Raw genomic sequence first — 18,545 nt, 5'->3', positions numbered from 1 at the left:
GGACCCATGACCAGCAAGGGCACCCACCAGTGGCGCGGCATCATCGAGGAGTACCGGGACCGCCTTCCGGTCACGGACACGACGCCGGTCGTCACGCTCCGTGAGGGTGGTACGCCGCTCGTCCCGGCCCAGGTCCTCTCCGAACTCACCGGGTGCGAGGTGCACCTGAAGGTCGAGGGCGCCAACCCCACCGGGTCGTTCAAGGACCGCGGCATGACCATGGCCATCACGCGGGCCAAGGAGGAGGGCGCCAAGGCGGTCATCTGCGCCTCCACCGGCAACACCTCGGCCTCCGCCGCCGCCTACGCGGTGCGCGCCGGCATGGTCTCCGCCGTCCTCGTCCCGCAGGGCAAGATCGCGCTGGGCAAGATGGGCCAGGCGCTGGTCCACGGCGCGAAGATCCTGCAGGTCGACGGCAACTTCGACGACTGCCTGACGCTGGCCCGCGCGCTCTCCGACAACTACCCGGTCGCGCTGGTCAACTCCGTCAACCCGGTGCGCATCGAGGGCCAGAAGACCGCCGCGTTCGAGATCGTCGACATGCTCGGCGACGCCCCCGACATCCACGTGCTGCCCGTCGGCAACGCCGGCAACATCACCGCGTACTGGAAGGGGTACACCGAGTACGCCAAGGACGGCATCGCCTCGCGCACCCCGCGCATGTGGGGCTTCCAGGCGTCCGGCTCCGCGCCGATCGTCCGCGGCGAGGTCGTCAAGGACCCGTCGACCATCGCCACCGCGATCCGCATCGGCAACCCGGCCTCCTGGAGCTACGCGCTCGCCGCGCGCGACGAGTCCGGCGGCTCCATCGACGAGGTGACGGACCGTGAGATCCTGCGCGCCTACCGCCTGTTGGCCGCCCGGGAGGGCGTCTTCGTCGAGCCCGCGTCCGCCGCGTCCGTCGCCGGCCTGCTGAAGGCCGCCGAGCACGGCAAGGTCGACCCGGGCCAGACCATCGTCTGCACGGTCACCGGCAACGGCCTCAAGGACCCCGACTGGGCGGTCGCCGGAGCCCCGCAGCCCGTCACCGTCCCGGTCGACGCCGTCGCCGCGGCCGAGCGCCTCGGCCTGGCCTGACCCCTCCGGCGCCACCACCCCGCGGGCCCGCCCGTCCGGCCGGGCCCGCGGGCGGCGACCCGCCGCCGTCCGAGGAGCACGGGCGGGCACGCGACACGCATCGTGCGCCTCCTGTGCGCCCTATGTCGCGGTGGAACCTTCCTTCGATAGGCTGTACCGAACCCATCCCGCCGCATATGCCGCGGGTGACGACGCCGTTGGTGACCGCCGAAACGGCCCCGGGTCCTCGTACGCCTGACGGAAACCCTCGCAGTCCCCCCGCCCGTCCCCACCCCGCAGGTCACCCCCGCAGGTCCAGATCAAGGAGAGTCAACGAGCGATGGCCGGTCCCGCTTTCCGCGCCGCCGCCGTACGGGTGCGCGTCCCCGCCACCAGCGCCAACCTCGGCCCGGGCTTCGACGCCCTCGGCCTGGCGCTGGGACTGTACGACGACGTCGTCGTCCGGGTCGCCGACTCCGGGCTGCACGTCGACATCGCCGGCGAGGGCGCCGACACGCTCCCGCGCGACGAGAGCCACCTCCTCGTACGCTCCCTGCGCACCGCGTTCGACCTGCTCGGCGGACAGCCCCGCGGCCTCGAGGTCGTCTGCGCCAACCGCATCCCGCACGGCCGCGGCCTCGGCTCCTCCTCCGCCGCCATCTGCGCGGGCATCGTCGCCGCCCGCGCCGTGACGATAGGCGGCGACAACCGGCTCGACGACGCCGCGCTGCTGGAGCTCGCCACCGAGATCGAGGGCCACCCCGACAACGTCGCCGCCTGCCTGCTCGGCGGCTTCACCGTGGCCTGGACCGAGGGCGGAGCGGCCCGCGCGATCAGGATGGACCCCGAGGATTCCATCGTTCCGGTGGTTTTCGTCCCCGCGAACCCCGTCCTCACCGAGACGGCTCGCGGCCTGCTGCCCCGCGCCGTCCCCCATGTGGACGCCGCCGCCAACGCCGGCCGTGCCGCGCTGCTCGTCGAGGCCCTGACCAGGCGCCCCGAGCTGCTGCTGGCCGCCACCGAGGACCGGCTCCACCAGGAGTACCGGGCCCCCGCGATGCCGGAGAGCATCGCCCTTGTGAACCGGCTGCGGGCGGACGGCATCCCCGCGGTCATCTCCGGCGCGGGCCCCACGGTGCTCGCCCTGGCCGAGGACGGCGCGGCGGACAAGGTCGCGCTGCTGGCGGGAGAGGGCTGGGCGGCCAACCGGCTCGCCCTCGACGTCGCCGGTGCGAGCGTGCTGCCGCTCGCACCGTGATCCCACCGGGCCGGGTCCCGCCGTGGCGCGGGTCGCCGGATACACGGATTGCCGGTGTGTGAGAGGGGGAATGTTTGTTGGAGCCGGTAGTGTTAACCTCAAGTCTGCACCCGACGTCTTTGTGGCGCGGTGCTGCGTGTCCCCGTCAGGGACCACCTTTCTTCCGGGAGCCTCCCAAACTGCCTGAGCAGCCTGCCTGAGCAGTTTCGAGCACGCTCCGGAACCGGCGCGCGTCTCCCCTCGCTTTTCCCAGGAGAGGGCCGAGCAGGGGGCCTCGGGCCGGACCCACGCACGTTATTTCCTCTGCCGCCGTAATCCCGGCGGAACCACCGCCCCGGCACGGCCCCCACAACAGGGCCGAGGCCGGACAGCACAACCGGTCGCCGAGCCAGAAGGCCGACGTCCGCTCCAGGGAAGGACCCTTCGTGAGCGACACCACCGATCTGATGGGCGTGACTGCCGACAAGACTGTCGACACCACCGCGCCCGCCGCAGGTGCTGCCACTGGCACCACCTCACGGCGCCGCCGCTCCGGCACCGGCCTCGAGGGCATGGTCCTGGCCGAGCTGCAGCAGGTCGCGTCCGGCCTCGGCATCAGGGGCACCGCGCGCATGCGCAAGAGCCAGCTGATCGAGGTCATCAAGGAAGCGCAGGCGGGCGGCGGCGCGGCCGCGCCGAAGAACGCCGAGTCCGGCACCGCAGAGGCCAAGCCCAAGCGCCGCACCACCTCCCGCACCCGTACGGGCGAGGAGACCGGCGGCAAGGCCGCCGACGCCGCGGAGGCGGCCGGTTCCGCGAAGGCGGAGAAGGCCGACGGGGCCGCGCGGGGCGAGAAGGCCGTCGCCCAGCAGCAGATCGAGATCCCCGGCCAGCCGTCGCCGAAGCTCGCCACGTCGCTGGACCAGGGCGACGAGGCCGCCGGCGAGCGCCGCCGCCGCCGCGCCACCTCCCCGGCCGGCAGCCCCGCCGCCGAGGCCGAGGGCCGCGCCGAGGCCCGTACCGACGTCCGCACGGAGGTCCGCCCCGAGGGCCAGGACGCCCGTACGGCCGAGTCCGCCGCCGAGACCGCCGAAGCCGGCCGTCGCGACCGCCGAGACCGCCGCGACCGCGACCGGGACCGGGGCGACCGCGGTGACCGGGGCGACCGCCAGCGGGACCGCCGCGACCGCGGCAAGGGCGACGACCAGCAGGGCGGCGGCCAGCGCCAGCAGCGCCAGGGCGCCCCGCAGAGCCAGGTCGGCCCGCAGGACGACGACGACTTCGAGGGCGGCCGCCGCGGCCGCCGCGGGCGCTACCGCGACCGCCGCGGCCGTCGTGGCCGCGAGGACTTCGCCGGTGAGCCGCAGGTCTCCGAGGACGACGTCCTGATCCCCGTCGCGGGCATCCTGGACATCCTCGACAACTACGCGTTCATCCGCACCTCGGGCTACCTGCCCGGCCCGAACGACGTGTACGTCTCCCTCGCCCAGGTCCGCAAGAACGGCCTGCGCAAGGGCGACCACGTCACCGGTGCCGTGCGCCAGCCGAAGGAGGGCGAGCGCCGCGAGAAGTTCAACGCGCTGGTCCGCCTGGACTCCGCGAACGGCATGGCCGCCGACTCCGGCCGCGGCCGCCCGGAGTTCAACAAGCTGACCCCGCTCTACCCGCAGGACCGGCTCCGTCTGGAGACCGACCCGGGTGTGCTGACCACGCGGATCATCGACCTCGTGTCGCCGATCGGCAAGGGCCAGCGCGGTCTGATCGTGGCCCCGCCGAAGACCGGCAAGACCATGATCATGCAGGCGATCGCCAACGCGATCACCCACAACAACCCCGAGTGCCACCTGATGGTCGTCCTCGTCGACGAGCGTCCGGAAGAGGTCACCGACATGCAGCGGTCGGTGAAGGGCGAGGTCATCTCCTCGACCTTCGACCGCCCCGCCGAGGACCACACCACCGTCGCCGAGCTGGCCATCGAGCGCGCCAAGCGCCTCGTGGAGCTGGGTCACGACGTGGTCGTCCTGCTCGACTCGATCACCCGCCTGGGCCGCGCGTACAACCTCGCGGCGCCCGCCTCCGGCCGCATCCTGTCCGGTGGTGTCGACTCGACCGCGCTGTACCCGCCGAAGCGCTTCTTCGGCGCCGCGCGGAACATCGAGGACGGCGGCTCGCTGACCATCCTCGCCACCGCGCTGGTCGACACCGGCTCGCGCATGGACGAGGTGATCTTCGAGGAGTTCAAGGGCACCGGCAACATGGAGCTCAAGCTCGACCGGAAGCTCGCCGACAAGCGCATCTTCCCCGCGGTGGACGTCGACGCGTCCGGCACCCGCAAGGAGGAGATCCTGCTCGGCAGCGAGGAGCTCGCCATCGTCTGGAAGCTGCGCCGGGTGCTGCACGCGCTCGACCAGCAGCAGGCGATCGAGCTGCTGCTCGACAAGATGAAGCAGACCAAGTCGAACGCCGAGTTCCTGCTCCAGATCCAGAAGACGACGCCGTCCTCCGGCAACAACGACTGACGTCGTCTCAGCGGTACCGGACCGCCCCCCGCTCACCTCGGTGACCGGGGGGCGGTTCCGCGTTGTACGATCAGCGCGTCGTAGTGGGGGGGAACGTATCAGCGAATACGCCCACTGAGTTGGCGGAGCCGTGCCCTGAAGCACCGGGCGGCTCCGCGCCGTTGTGTGGGCCGTGCGTCTTCGCCCCACCCGATGCCCGGTGGCCGGACTCCTCCCCGCTCACACACCGAGAGGAGTTCTGAGTGACATCTGCCCAGTGGAGGGCACGCACCGCCCTCCCCGCGGCCGCCGCCGCGCTCGCCCTGAGCGGTGCGATACTCGGCGCCGCACCCGCCCAGGCGGCCGACGTGGCGCCGGCCCCGGCCAAGCAGAACGCCGGGAAGGTCCAGGCCCCGTCCAAGGCCGACCTGCTGGACCGCGTCAAGGGCTCGGTCGCCGACGTCAACGACGGTGAGGCCGACACCGCCCCGGCGCGGGAGCGGGAGGCCGGTGAGACCACGGGCTCCGGCGCCAAGGAGTCGTACATCATCGGCGGCACGGCGGCCCCGATCACCGAAGCGCCGTGGATGGTGCAGCTGCACTACTACGACGACAAGGGCACCGACGACGCGGCGGACGACGAGGGCTACTTCTGCGGCGGCTCCCTGGTCGCCCCGAACAAGGTCCTCACCGCCGCGCACTGCGTGTACGGACTGGACTGGGCGGCGAACGGCGCGGTCGTCGCCGGCACCGACCGGATGCCGACCGACGTGGACCTGCACGGCGGGCGCGTCGTGGGCGTGGACCGCCAGTGGATCAGCCCGACGTACGACGACGCCACGATCACGGGCGGCGACGTCGCCGTCCTCACCCTGTTCGAGGCGCTGCCGTACAAGTCGCTCCAGCTCACGCAGAGCGGCGACACCGCGTCGTACCGGGACGGCACCTCCGCCACGGTCTACGGCTGGGGCCGCACCAGCTCCACCTCGGACGACGGCTCGCAGACGCTGAAGAAGGCCGTCGTCCCGATGCGGGCCGACTCCACCTGCTCGTCCTACTACGGCGGCGAGTTCGTCGCGGGCCAGATGGCCTGCGCCGGCAACCCCGCCACCGGCCAGGACGCCGGCACGGTCTCCCCGTGCAACGGCGACTCCGGCGGCCCGCTCGTCGTGGGCGGCCGCATCGCCGGCGTCGTGTCGTGGGGAGTCCAGGACTGCGTCGAGAAGGGCGCGTACAGCGTCTACGCGAAGACCAGCACGTACGTCGGCCAGGTCAACGCGCGGATCGACGACAGCGACCTCGACTTCGACGGCCGCGCGGACCTCTTCGCGCGCACGTCGGCCGGCGAGGCGTGGGAGTACTACTCCCGCGGCACCTCGCTGGGCGGCCGGGTCTCCCTGGGCGACTGGAGCGGCTACAACCTGGTCCGCCAGGCCGACCTCGACCGGGACGGCTTCCAGGACTACCTGTACCGCACGACCGGCGGTGTCCTGAAGCGGTTCCACTGGAACGGCGAGGACGGCTTCGTCGAGTCCACCGTCGGCTCCGGCTGGGGCGCGATGAAGAACATCCTCGTCCCCGGCGACATGTCCGGCGACGCGCTGCCCGACCTGCTCGCGCAGGACAACAACGGCTACCTGTGGCTGTACCCGGGCCGCGGCAACGGCACCTTCGGCGCCCGCGTGAGCGTCGGCTCGGGCTGGGGCGTCATGACCATCACCGGCAAGGGCGACTACACCGGTGACGGCAAGGCCGACATGCTGGCCCGCGACACGTCGGGCCGCCTGTGGGTGTACCCGGGCCGCGGCACCGCCACGGCGACGTTCACCAACCGGGTCCTGGCCGGCACCAGCGGCTGGAACTTCACCGCGTACGCCGCCACCGGCGACGTCAGCGGCGACGGCAAGGCCGACCTGCTGGCCCGTGACTCCGCCGGTGTGATGTGGCTCTACCAGGGCCGCAGCTCCTCGACGGCGCCGTTCGTCCCCCGCGTCAAGATCGGCTCCGGCTGGAACGCGTTCAACCTCTTCGGCTGAGCGAGCGGAGATCCGTCCGCGGCACGGCCGCCCCGGCCCCGTACGGGCCACCGGGCGGCCGTGACCCGCGGGAAGCACCCCCCTGTGCCCGCCGTGCCCCGCACGGCGGGCACCGGCGTTCCCCGGGGCACGCGGAACCCCGTGCAACCCTTTGCCGGGGTCCGCCGTCTGACCGGGTGCCGTTGAGGAACCCGGGGGAGTACACGGGTCGAGGGGATCGAGGAGACCATGGGCGAGCAGGACACGGGCGGCATACCCGCCGGGCGCGGGAACGGCAGACCGGCCGCCAGGCGCGGCCTGGCCGTCGTGGTCTGGTCGGTCGCGGCCCTGGCCGTCCTCGGCGCGGGCGGACTGGGCCTCGCCTACGTGAAGCTCGACGCCAACATCGAGAGCGTCGACATCAACACCCAGCTCGGCGACGACCGCCCGCGGAACATCGACGACGGCTCCCTCGACATCCTCGTCCTGGGCTCCGACTCCCGCTCCGGCGCCAACCGCGCGTACGGCCGCGACGAGGGCGTCGCCCGCTCCGACACCGCGATGATCGTCCACCTCTACGAGGGCCGCGAGAAGGCGAGCGTCGTCTCCGTCCCGCGCGACACGCTGGTCACCCGCCCCGAGTGCGCCCGCCGCGACGGCGGCAGCGAGCCCGCCGCGTACCGCGCCATGTTCAACACCGCGTACGAGGTCGGCGGCCCCGCCTGCGCCGTGAAGACCGTCGAGCAGATGTCCGGCATCCGCATGGACCACTACATCGAGGTCGACTTCACCGGCTTCAAGAAGCTCATCGACGAGCTGGGCGGCGTCCGGGTGACCACCACGCGGGCCATCGAGGACGAGAGCAGCCACCTCGACCTCGCCGCCGGCACCCACACCCTCGACGGCGAGCAGGCCCTCGGCCTCGTCCGCACCCGCAAGGGCGTCGGCGACCAGAGCGACCTCGGCCGCATCCAGCTCCAGCAGTCCTTCGTCAAGGCGCTGATCGACCAGGTCAAGCGGGTCGGCGTCTTCACCAGCCCGCAGCGGCTCTGGGGCCTGGCCGACGCCGCCACCAAGACGATCACCCCGGACTCCGAGCTGGACAGCGTCAAGGAGCTCGCCGACTTCGCCGGCGGCCTGTCCGGCCTCGGCGCCGACGACGTCCAGATGATCACCATGCCGGTCCGGTACGACGAGACCGACCCCAACCGCGTCGTCCCCGTGGAGGCCCAGGCCCAGCAGGTGTGGCAGGCCCTGCGCCAGGACCTGCCCGTCCCCGCCTCCGCCACCCGGGACACCGCCACCGGGCAGGCCGCCGGCGTGATCCGCTGAGGGGGGCGGAATACCCGCGGCCCCACCCCGGTTTTGGGAGATACGGCCGGTCCTGGCAGACTGGTACGTCGGCCCCGGTTCACGCACCCGCATCCCGCGGCGGCGACCCGGAGCCCTCCCGAAACTAGGAGACACCTTGAAGCGCGACATCCACCCCGAGTACGTCGAGACCCAGGTCAGCTGCACCTGCGGTGCGTCGTTCACCACCCGTAGCACGATCGACGGCGGCGCCATCCGTGCCGAGGTCTGCTCCGAGTGCCACCCGTTCTACACGGGCAAGCAGAAGATCCTCGACACCGGTGGCCGCGTGGCCCGCTTCGAGGCCCGCTTCGGCAAGGCTGCCGGCTCCAAGAAGTAGAGAGCCGTACCGCCGGTCTCCGGTCGTCCCTCGGACGGCCGGGGCCGGCTTTTTGGTCGGGGGTCCGGGTCTCCCCCCGGACCGTCCCGTCGCCCGCAGCCCCTCATCTACACCCCACTCCAGGAGCCCCCGATGTTCGAGGCGGTCGAGGAACTGGTCGGCGAGCACGCCGACCTCGAGAAGAAGCTCGCCGACCCTTCGGTCCACGCCGACCAGGCCAACGCGCGCAGGCTCAACAAGCGCTACGCCGAGCTGACCCCGATCGTCGCCACGTACCGCTCCTGGAAGCAGACCGGTGACGACATCGAGACCGCCCGCGAGTTCGCCGCCGACGACCCCGACTTCATCGTCGAGGTCAAGGAGCTGGAGAAGCGCCGCGAGGAGCTCACCGACAAGCTGCGGCTGCTGCTTGTCCCGCGCGACCCGAGCGACGACAAGGACGTCATCCTGGAGATCAAGGCGGGCGCGGGCGGCGACGAGTCCGCCCTCTTCGCCGGCGACCTCCTGCGGATGTACCTGCGGTACGCCGAGCGCGTCGGCTGGAAGACCGAGATCATCGACGCCACCGAGTCCGAGCTGGGCGGCTACAAGGACGTCCAGGTCGCCGTGAAGACCAAGGGCGGCAACGGCGCGACCGAGCCCGGCCAGGGCGTCTGGGCGCGGCTGAAGTACGAGGGCGGGGTGCACCGCGTGCAGCGCGTGCCCGCCACCGAGTCGCAGGGCCGCATCCACACCTCCGCCGCCGGCGTCCTCGTCACGCCCGAGGCCGAGGAGGTCGAGGTCGAGATCAACCCCAACGATCTGCGCATCGACGTCTACCGCTCCTCCGGCCCCGGCGGCCAGTCCGTCAACACCACCGACTCGGCCGTCCGCATCACGCACCTGCCGACCGGTGTCGTCGCCTCCTGCCAGAACGAGAAGAGCCAGCTCCAGAACAAGGAGCAGGCCCTGCGCATCCTGCGCTCCCGGCTCCTCGCGATCGCCCAGGAGGAGGCCGAGCGGAACGCCGCGGACGCCCGCCGCAGCCAGGTCCGCACGGTCGACCGGTCGGAGAAGATCCGCACGTACAACTACCCCGAGAACCGCATCTCGGACCACCGCGTCGGCTTCAAGGCCTACAACCTGGACCAGGTGCTCGACGGGGAGCTGGACGCCGTGATCCAGGCGTGCGTCGACGCCGACGCGGCCGCGAAGCTCTCCGCCGCGTGAGCCCGTTCCCGTAATCCCACACCCTCGTACGACCCAGCAGCCCGGAGGACCAGCGTGCAGCAGAATTTCGGGGGGAGAACCCCGAGCCCCCGCAGCCTGCTGCTGTCGGAAGTCGCCCAGGCCACCCAGCGCCTGGCCGACGCCGGCGTGCCGTCGCCGCGTTTCGACGCGGAGGAGCTCGCCGCGTTCGTCCACAACGTGAAGCGCGGCGAACTGCACCGCGTCGAGGACGGCGACTTCGACGCCCGCTACTGGGAGGCCGTGGCGCGCCGGGAGGCCCGCGAGCCGCTCCAGCACATCACCGGCCGGGCGTTCTTCCGCTACCTGGAGCTCCAGGTGGGCCCCGGCGTCTTCGTGCCGCGCCCGGAGACCGAGTCGGTCGTCGGATGGGCGATAGACGCCGTACGGGCCATGGACGTCGTCGAGCCGCTGATCGTCGACCTGTGCTCCGGTTCCGGCGCGATCGCCCTCGCCATGGCCCAGGAGGTGCCGCGCTCCCGCGTGCACGCCGTGGAGCTGTCCGAGGACGCCCTGGAGTGGACCCGCCGCAACGCCGAGGGGACCAGGGTCGCCGTCCACCACGGCGACGCCCTGTCGGCCCTCCCGGAGCTGGACGGCCAGGTCGACCTGGTCATCTCCAACCCGCCGTACATCCCGCTCACCGAGTGGGAGTACGTGGCGCCCGAGGCGCGCGACCACGACCCCGACATGGCGCTGTTCTCCGGCGAGGACGGCCTCGACGTGATCCGCGGCATCGAGCGCACCGCGCACCGGCTGCTGCGCCCCGGGGGCCTCGTCGTCGTCGAGCACGCCGACACGCAGGGCGGCCAGGTGCCCTGGATCTTCAACGAGGAGGCCGGCTGGACGGACGCCGCCGACCACCCCGACCTGAACAACCGGCCCCGCTTCGCGACGGCCCGCAAGGCGACGCCATGACACCGGCGTCCCCGACCGGGCCGGCGCCGACGGCGGGACCGGACACCCGCGGCTGCCCGCGGACGCTCCGCGGGGCACCCGGAGCGAGTGACCCGAACGGGCGCGCCACCGCGCGGAAGAGCGCGCGGAATGCGCGAGGGACGGGCGACCGCGCACGGTCGGCCGTCGGCGGGGCCCCGAGCGCCCCGGAGCTGAACCGAGTGACCGAAACTGGGAGGGCCCGCTGATGGCACGGCGATACGACTGCAACGACGCGACCGACCGCTCGACGGGCCTGCGTGAGGCCGCGTCCGCCGTCCGCCGCGGCGAGCTCGTCGTGCTGCCGACGGACACCGTCTACGGCATCGGCGCGGACGCCTTCAGCCCGGAGGCCGTCGCCGACCTGCTGGACGCCAAGGGCCGCGGCCGCAACATGCCCACCCCCGTCCTCATCGGCTCGCCGAACACCCTGCACGGCCTGGTCACGGACTTCTCCGAGCAGGCGTGGGAGCTCGTCGACGCGTTCTGGCCGGGCGCGCTCACGCTCGTCGCCAAGCACCAGCCGTCCCTCCAGTGGGACCTGGGCGACACCCGCGGCACGGTCGCGATCCGCATGCCGCTGCACCCGGTGGCGATCGAGCTGCTCACCGACGTCGGCCCGATGGCGGTGTCCTCCGCCAACCTGACGGGACACCCGGCGCCGGAGGACTGCGACGCCGCGCAGGGCATGCTCGGCGACTCCGTGTCGGTGTACCTGGACGGCGGCCCGACCCCGGGCATCGTGCCGTCCTCGATCGTCGACGTCACGCGGGACGTGCCGGTGCTGCTGCGCGCGGGCGCGCTCTCCGCGGACGAGCTGCGCAAGGTCGTACCCGACCTCGAGGTGGCCAATTGACCGCCCCTGAGGGGCGTGGCATAGGCACGGCGAGCACGTTCCGCATCCTCCACGTCAGCACCGGCAACGTCTGCCGCTCGCCCATCACCGAGCGGCTGACCCGCCACGCCCTGCACGACCGCATCGGCGACCCGACCGGCTGCGGCCTGATCGTGGAGAGCGCCGGCACGTGGGGGCACGAGGGCGCACCGATGGAGGCGAACGCCGAGACGGTCCTCGCGGACTTCGGCGCGGACGCGAGCGGGTTCGTCGGCCGGGAGCTGATCGACGAGCACGTCATCCGCGCCGACCTGGTGCTCACGGCCACCCGTGACCACCGCGCCCAGGTCATCTCGATGGGCCACAGCGCGGGCCTGCGCACCTTCACCCTGAAGGAGTTCACCCGGCTGGTACGGGCGATAGACCCGACGACGCTGCCCGACCCGGAGGCCGACGGCGTGGTGGCCCGGGCGCACGCGCTGGTGCAGGCGGCGGCCGCGCTGCGGGGCTGGCTGCTGGCGCCGAGCGCCGAGGCGGACGAGGTGAACGACCCGTACGGCGCGCCCATCACGTTCTTCCGCTCGGTGGGCGACGAGATCAACCAGGCCCTGGAGCCGGTGGTGACCGCCCTGACGGGGATCCCCGAGCACCGCTGAGCCGCCGGGCGGGCCGCGGGGCCCGGGCCTACAGTGGAGGGGACCGGGGGACCCGCCCACGCCTGGAGCGCCTGGAGCCACTGATGCCCCTCATCGCTGGAGCCGAGGAGGCGCCGGCCGGCGCCTACGGACCGGACGCCGACGCGCTGCGCCGGCAGGACCCCGAGATCGCCGACGTGCTGGACGGGGAGGCGCGGCGGCAGGAGGACGGCCTCCAGCTGATCGCCGCGGAGAACTTCACGTCGCCCGCCGTGCTCGCCGCGCTCGGTTCGCGGCTCGCCAACAAGTACGCCGAGGGCTACCCGGGCCGCCGCCACCACGGCGGCTGCGAGTACGCGGACGCGGCCGAGCGGCTCGCCGTGGAGCGGGCGTGCGCCCTGTTCGGCGCCGAGCACGCGAACGTGCAGGCCCACTCGGGCTCCTCCGCCGTGCTGGCGGCGTACGCGGCGCTGCTGCGCCCCGGGGACACCGTCCTGGCCATGGGGCTCGCCCACGGGGGCCACCTCACGCACGGGTCGCCGGCGAACTTCTCGGGGCGCTGGTTCGACTTCGTCCCGTACGGCGTCGACGCGGAGAGCGGGCTCGTCGACCACCACCAGGTGCGCGCCCTGGCCCGCCGGCACCGGCCGAAGGCGATCGTGTGCGGTTCCGTCTCGTACCCCCGGCACCTCGACTACGCCGAGTTCCGCGACATCGCGGACGAGGCGGGGGCGGCCCTGATCGTCGACGCGGCGCACCCGATCGGCCTGGTCGCCGGGGGAGCGGCGCCCAACCCCGTCCCCTACGCGGACGTGGTCTGCGCCACGACGCACAAGGTGCTGCGGGGGCCGCGGGGCGGCATGGTGCTGTGCGGGGCGGATCTGGCGGAGCGGGTCGACCGGGCGGTGTTCCCGTTCACGCAGGGCGGCGCCCAGATGCACACCGTCGCCGCCAAGGCCGTCGCCTTCGGGGAGGCCGCGACGCCGGGGTTCCGGGAGTACGCCCACCGGGTCGTGGCGAACGCTCGCCTCCTCGCCGCGCGGCTGGCCGCGCTGGGCTTCGCGGTGACGACCGGCGGCACGGACACCCACCTGATCACCGCCGACCCGGCCCCCCTCGGCGTCGACGGCCGCGCCGCACGCGCCCGCCTGGCGGCCGCCGGGCTGGTCGTGGACACCTGCGCCCTGCCGCACGGGGACGGCCGCGGCATCCGCTTCGGCACGGCCGCGGTGACCACCCAGGGCATGGGCGCCGCGGAGATGGAACACGTCGCGCGGCTGTTCGCCGCGGCCCTCGGCACGGACGCGGAAACGGCCTCCGTACGCGCCGAGGCACGCGCGCTGGCCGGGCGGTTTCCCCCGTATCGGGGGTAGAAGCACCTTTCGGTGGAACCGTGCGACGCTCCGGGGTGTCCCACACCAGGGGAGCGGCGCGACTAGGGTGTGGGGCTGAGATGGCCAGCGATTCCTGTGGGGCAGCCCGTGCGTGATTACCTGCTGACGCTCTGCATCACGGCCGCGGTGACCTATCTGCTCACCGGGCCGGTGCGGAAGTTCGCCATCGCGGCCGGCGCGATGCCCGAGATCCGTGCGCGCGACGTGCACCGCGAGCCGACGCCCCGGCTCGGCGGCATCGCGATGTTCTTCGGGCTGTGCGCGGGCCTGCTCGTCGCGGACCACCTGGACCGCCTCAACAGCGTCTTCGCGCTCTCCAACGAGCCGCGCGCGCTGCTCTCCGGCGCCGCCCTGATCTGGCTGATCGGCGTCCTCGACGACAAGTTCGAGATCGACGCCCTGATCAAGCTGGGCGGGCAGATGATCGCGGCGGGCGTCATGGTCATGCAGGGCCTGACGATCCTGTGGCTGCCGATCCCCGGCGTCGGCATGGTCGGCCTCACCCAGTGGCAGGGCACGCTGCTGACCGTCGCGCTGGTCGTCCTCACCATCAACGCCGTGAACTTCGTCGACGGCCTCGACGGCCTCGCCGCCGGCATGGTGTGCATCGCCTCCGCCGCGTTCTTCCTGTACGCGTACCGGCTCTGGTTCGGGTACGGCATCGAGGCGGCCGCGCCGGCGACGCTGTTCGCCGCCGTGCTGATGGGCATGTGCCTGGGCTTCCTGCCGCACAACATGCACCCGGCGCGGATCTTCATGGGCGACTCGGGCTCGATGCTGATCGGCCTGGTGCTCGCCGCGTCGGCAATCTCCATCACGGGGCAGGTCGACCTCGACACACTGAAGATCTTCGAGGGCTCGACGCGTCAGGCGACGCACGCCGCGCTGCCGGTCTTCATCCCGCTGCTGCTGCCGCTGACGATCATCGCGATCCCCATGGCCGACCTGGTGCTGGCCATCGTGCGGCGCACCTGGAACGGCCAGTCGCCGTTCGCCGCCGACCGCGGCCACCTGCACCACCGGCTGCTGGAGATCGGCCACTCGCACAGCCGCGCCGTGTGGATCATGTATTTCTGGTCGGCGCTGATCGCGTTCGGCACCCTGACGTACTCGGTTCACTCCGCGTCCATGTGGATCATGCTGCCGATCGTGGCGCTGAGCGCGGTGGGCCTGGTGCTGCTGCTCCTGCCCCGCTTCCAGCCGCGTGCGCCGCGCTGGGCGGAGTCGTTCGTGCCGCCCCGCTACCGGCGCCGGAAGGTCGCCCCGCAGGCCGCGGAGGAGGCCCTGGCGGCCGCCGGGGCCGGTACCGGGCCGGAGGGGGCGGCCGCCGCGCAGGCCGGGGAGGCGGGGGAGCGGCCGCGCGTTCCGGCGGGAGTCAACGGCGCGACCGCCATCGGAGCCCGTTCGCACCTTCCCGAACGGCGGAAGGCGGGAACGCCGAGTTGACGGAGGGATAACGCCGGGGCTTTACCAGGTAAAGCCTCGGTTTGTCGTGCACACACGCGCGGCTTCCTTCTCATGTGTGACAGTTGGCACACCTTCGGGTAAAGACCTCTTCAAATAGTTTGTGATACCGTTCACGAGACCCGGCGACAGTGCCGAAGGGCCGTAGTGCGACGGCCCGTTGGCGCCGAGATCTGACTCGGCCCGGGCCTACGCTCGTCCATGACGACACCACTGCCCCCACCAGCAAGCGGAGATGCCGCCATGCCGTCCAACGACGCCCGCTCCCTCCTGCACGCCGCCGTGCCCACTCTCGCGACCGGTGCCGTCGGCGCCGTGGTCAGCGGTGTGGCGGCCGGCGGAAAGGGAGTGGTCGGAGCGGTCCTGGGCGCGGTGCTGGTGGTGCTCTTCATGGGACTCGGCATGGTGGTCCTCCAGCGCACGGCGAAGTCGCTGCCGCACCTGTTCCAGGCCATGGGCCTGATGCTCTACACGGCGCAGCTGCTGTTGCTCTTCGTCGTCATGTCGCTGCTGAAGAACACCACGCTGTTCGACTTCAAGGCCTTCGGTTTCACGCTGCTCGCAGCCACGATCGTCTGGGTCACCGCGCAGGCGCGTCACTACATGAAGGCGAAGATCCTCTACGTCGACCCGGCGTCGGACAACGGCGGTCACGCCGCGAAGACCGGGTCCGCGGCGTGAGAGGTAGGGCCGGGATAAAGGGCCGTTCGAGATGCTGCTATCGTCCGATGCCACATGCGGCACTGCGGGCGCGGCCATCCGAGCTGACGCCTGTCCCAGCGCGACGCTCGACGCCTAGCCGCCGCCCCCTTATCCGTAAGACCAGTCCAGTGCCGAACCGCGGCTGCGTGCCGCGCCGACACAACGAGGTTGCCGTACCTATGCGCCACGCTGAAGGAGCCCGCGGTGAGTGCTGACCAGACGCTTGCCTTCGACCCCGATTGCCACATCTTCACACCGTGTGGCTTCCCGGCGCCGGGCCTGCACACCTTCCTGTACGAGCCCATCGCCACGGTCGGCGGCTTCGAGTTCACCAAGCCGATGCTGCTCGCCCTGCTGAGCTCCCTCGCCGTCATCGGCTTCTTCTGGGCCGCCTTCGCCAAGCCGAAGCTGGTGCCCGGCAAGGTGCAGATGATCGGTGAGGCCGGGTACGACTTCGTCCGCCGCGGCATCGTCTACGAGATCATCGGCAAGAAGGACGGCGAGAAGTACGTCCCGCTGATGGTGTCGCTGTTCTTCTTCGTGTGGATCATGAACCTCTGGTCCATCATCCCGCTCGCGCAGTTCCCGGTCACCTCGCTGATCGCCTTCCCGGCCGGTCTCGCCCTGATGGTGTACGTGCTCTGGGTGGGCCTCACCTTCAAGAAGCACGGCTTCGCCGGTGGCTGGAAGAACATCCTCGGCTACGACAAGTCCCTCGGCGCGATCCTGCCGCTGATCATGCTGCTCGAGTTCTTCTCGAACCTGATCATCCGGCCCTTCACCCACGCGGTGCGACTGTTCGCGAACATGTTCGCCGGCCACCTGCTGATCGTCATGTTCTCGCTGGCCACCTGGTACCTGATGAACGGCCTGGGCTTCGTCTACGCCGGCGCCTCGTTCGTCATGGTCCTCGTGATGACCGCCTTCGAGCTCTTCATCCAGGCCGTCCAGGCGTACGTCTTCGTGCTCCTGGCCTCCAGCTACATCCAGGGCGCGCTCTCCGAGCACCACTGAGCCCGTCCGCCGCCAAACCCCCAGCCATCCGGTGGCCAACCCCCACCGGATCACTGAAAGAGAAGGAAGAACCGGCATGTCCGCTCTCCAGCAGCTCGCCGCCGAGAACGCTGTCTCCGGAAACGTCTCCGCCATCGGCTACGGCCTGGCCGCCATCGGCCCCGGCGTCGGCGTCGGCATCATCTTCGGTAACGGCACCCAGGCCCTCGCCCGCCAGCCCGAGGCCGCCGGTCTGATCCGTACCAACCAGATCATGGGTTTCGCCTTCTGTGAGGCGCTCGCCCTCATCGGCATCGTCATGGGCTTCGTCTACAAGTAAGCCGGACCGACTGCCCAGACCCCTTTCACGGAAGGCACTGATGTGAACGCTCTGTTCCTTGCAGCAGCGGAGGAGCCTCAGAACCCTCTTCTGCCGCATCTCGACGAGCTCGTCATCGGCCTGATCGCCTTCGCCATCGTCTTCGGCTTCCTCGCCAAGAAGCTCCTCCCGAACATCAACAAGGTTCTGGACGAGCGCCGTGAGGCCATCGAGGGCGGGATCGAGAAGGCCGAGTCGGCCCAGATCGAGGCCCAGAGTGTGCTTGAGCAGTACAAGGCTCAGCTCGCCGAGGCCCGCCACGAGGCCGCGCGTCTGCGCCAGGAGGCACAGGAGCAGGGCGCCGCGATCATCGCCGAGATGAAGGCGGAAGGCCAGCGTCAGCGCGAGGAGATCGTCGCCGCCGGCCACGCGCAGATCGAGGCCGACCGCAAGGCGGCCGCCGCCGCTCTGCGTCAGGACGTCGGCAAGCTCGCCACCGACCTGGCCGGCAAGCTGGTCGGCGAGTCCCTCGAGGACGTCGCCCGCCAGAGCCGCACCATCGACCGCTTCCTCGACGAGCTCGAGGAGAAGGCCGAGGCCGCCCGATGAACGGAGCGAGCCGCGAGGCACTGGCTGCCGCGCGCGAGCGTCTCGACGCGCTGACCGACCACACGTCGGTCGACGCGGCGAAGCTCGCCGACGAGCTGGCCGCCGTCACCGCGCTGCTCGACCGCGAGGTGTCGCTGCGTCGGGTCCTCACCGACCCGGCGCAGGCCGGTGAGGCCAAGGCCGACCTGGCCACGCGACTGCTGAGCGGTCAGGTGGGCGGCGAGACCGTCGACCTGGTCTCCGGCATGGTCCGCTCCCGCTGGTCCCAGTCGCGCGACCTGGTCGACGCGGTCGAGACGCTGGCGGACACCGCGGACCTCACCGCGGCCCAGAAGGCCGGCGCGCTCGACGACGTCGAGGACGAGCTGTTCCGGTTCGGCCGGATCGTGACCTCCAGCCCCGAGCTGCGGGCCGCGCTGACCGACCGGGCCGCCACGGCCACCGCCAAGGGCGGGCTGCTGCGCAGCCTCCTCGGCGGCCGGGCCAACGCGGCGACCGAGCGGCTGGTCGTCCGCCTGGTCACCCAGCCGCGGGGACGTAGCCTGGAGGGGGGACTCGAGTCCCTGTCCAAGCTCGCCGCGGCGCGCCGGGACCGGATGGTCGCGGTCGTCACGTCGGCGGTACCGCTCACCGACCAGCAGAAGGCGCGCCTCGGCGCGGTGCTGGCGAAGATGTACGGCCGGAACATGCACCTCAACCTCGACGTGGACCCCACGGTCCTCGGCGGGATCACGGTGCGGATCGGCGACGAGGTCGTCAACGGCACGGTCGCCTCCCGCCTCGACGAGGCGTCGCGGCGACTGGCCGGCTGACCCGCGGACCAGGTCACCAAACCCAACAAGCGTTACCTACGGCCCGGTTGGGCCGTGCACAGGATGCAGAAGTTCTGGGGGGAGCCCCCAGATCCCCCAAAGAGACTTCGGGCCCAACAAGGA

General features: G+C 71.9%; 17 protein-coding genes. All 17 read left to right on the top strand.

What is annotated here, in order from left to right:
- Positions 1-6 precede the first annotated feature (6 nt).
- The 17 genes from thrC to IE106_RS00430 all read left to right on the top strand — a co-directional run bounded on the left by thrC (position 7) and on the right by IE106_RS00430 (position 18,422).
- The gene (gene thrC, locus IE106_RS00510) at positions 7-1,077 is read left to right on the top strand and encodes a threonine synthase (RefSeq protein WP_189529218.1); all 1,071 of its coding nucleotides are present in this window, start codon (positions 7-9) and stop codon (positions 1,075-1,077) included.
- 319 nt (positions 1,078-1,396) lie between these two features.
- Positions 1,397-2,314 carry a homoserine kinase gene (thrB, locus tag IE106_RS00505; protein ID WP_189529217.1) on the top strand — a complete coding sequence of 306 codons (918 nt, stop codon included), beginning with the start codon at positions 1,397-1,399 and terminating at the stop codon, positions 2,312-2,314.
- 425 nt (positions 2,315-2,739) lie between these two features.
- Entirely contained in the window at positions 2,740-4,812 is a 2,073-nt protein-coding gene (gene rho / locus IE106_RS00500; RefSeq protein ID WP_189529216.1) for a transcription termination factor Rho, read from the top strand.
- Positions 4,813-5,054: 242 nt separating this feature from the next.
- Positions 5,055-6,827, top strand: coding sequence for a trypsin-like serine protease (locus tag IE106_RS00495; protein ID WP_229839899.1), 1,773 nt, complete (start codon positions 5,055-5,057; stop codon positions 6,825-6,827).
- A 228-nt stretch (positions 6,828-7,055) separates the two neighbouring features.
- Positions 7,056-8,138, top strand: coding sequence for an LCP family protein (locus IE106_RS00490; protein ID WP_189529215.1), 1,083 nt, complete (start codon positions 7,056-7,058; stop codon positions 8,136-8,138).
- Between the two features lie 136 nt (positions 8,139-8,274).
- Positions 8,275-8,496 carry a 50S ribosomal protein L31 gene (gene rpmE / locus IE106_RS00485; protein WP_010474371.1) on the top strand — a complete coding sequence of 74 codons (222 nt, stop codon included), beginning with the start codon at positions 8,275-8,277 and terminating at the stop codon, positions 8,494-8,496.
- Positions 8,497-8,628: 132 nt separating this feature from the next.
- Positions 8,629-9,705 carry a peptide chain release factor 1 gene (gene prfA, locus IE106_RS00480; protein WP_189529214.1) on the top strand — a complete coding sequence of 359 codons (1,077 nt, stop codon included), beginning with the start codon at positions 8,629-8,631 and terminating at the stop codon, positions 9,703-9,705.
- 54 nt (positions 9,706-9,759) lie between these two features.
- On the top strand, positions 9,760-10,641 hold the full coding sequence (gene prmC / locus IE106_RS00475; protein ID WP_189529213.1) for a peptide chain release factor N(5)-glutamine methyltransferase: 882 nt from the start codon (positions 9,760-9,762) through the stop codon (positions 10,639-10,641).
- Between the two features lie 226 nt (positions 10,642-10,867).
- Complete coding sequence (locus tag IE106_RS00470) at positions 10,868-11,515, top strand: L-threonylcarbamoyladenylate synthase (RefSeq protein WP_189529212.1); 648 nt, start codon at positions 10,868-10,870, stop codon at positions 11,513-11,515.
- Complete coding sequence (locus tag IE106_RS00465; protein ID WP_189529211.1) at positions 11,512-12,150, top strand: arsenate reductase/protein-tyrosine-phosphatase family protein; 639 nt, start codon at positions 11,512-11,514, stop codon at positions 12,148-12,150. Before IE106_RS00470 ends, IE106_RS00465 begins: the two co-directional genes overlap by 4 nt.
- 83 nt (positions 12,151-12,233) lie before the next feature.
- A complete protein-coding gene (gene glyA, locus IE106_RS00460) occupies positions 12,234-13,502 on the top strand; it encodes a serine hydroxymethyltransferase (RefSeq protein ID WP_189529210.1) in 1,269 nt (422 codons plus the stop codon).
- A gap of 108 nt (positions 13,503-13,610) precedes the next feature.
- Positions 13,611-14,969 carry an MraY family glycosyltransferase gene (locus tag IE106_RS00455; protein ID WP_189529209.1) on the top strand — a complete coding sequence of 453 codons (1,359 nt, stop codon included), beginning with the start codon at positions 13,611-13,613 and terminating at the stop codon, positions 14,967-14,969.
- A gap of 261 nt (positions 14,970-15,230) precedes the next feature.
- Positions 15,231-15,668, top strand: coding sequence for a Cg1360 family ATP-synthase-associated protein (locus IE106_RS00450; protein WP_189529208.1), 438 nt, complete (start codon positions 15,231-15,233; stop codon positions 15,666-15,668).
- A gap of 225 nt (positions 15,669-15,893) precedes the next feature.
- Positions 15,894-16,703 (top strand): F0F1 ATP synthase subunit A, encoded by an 810-nt coding sequence (gene atpB, locus IE106_RS00445; RefSeq protein ID WP_189529207.1) that lies wholly within the window; start codon positions 15,894-15,896, stop codon positions 16,701-16,703.
- 76 nt (positions 16,704-16,779) lie between these two features.
- Positions 16,780-17,022, top strand: coding sequence for an ATP synthase F0 subunit C (atpE, locus tag IE106_RS00440; protein WP_058943722.1), 243 nt, complete (start codon positions 16,780-16,782; stop codon positions 17,020-17,022).
- A gap of 42 nt (positions 17,023-17,064) precedes the next feature.
- Entirely contained in the window at positions 17,065-17,610 is a 546-nt protein-coding gene (locus IE106_RS00435) for a F0F1 ATP synthase subunit B (protein WP_189529206.1), read from the top strand.
- Positions 17,607-18,422, top strand: coding sequence for a F0F1 ATP synthase subunit delta (locus IE106_RS00430; RefSeq protein ID WP_189529205.1), 816 nt, complete (start codon positions 17,607-17,609; stop codon positions 18,420-18,422). Before IE106_RS00435 ends, IE106_RS00430 begins: the two co-directional genes overlap by 4 nt.
- Positions 18,423-18,545 lie beyond the last annotated feature (123 nt).

This window comes from Streptomyces roseolilacinus (genome assembly GCF_014649335.1).
Lineage (GTDB): Bacteria > Actinomycetota > Actinomycetes > Streptomycetales > Streptomycetaceae > Streptomyces > Streptomyces roseolilacinus.
Note: the sequence above shows the minus strand (reverse complement) of the source record. Positions and strands in the feature narration are given on the sequence as shown.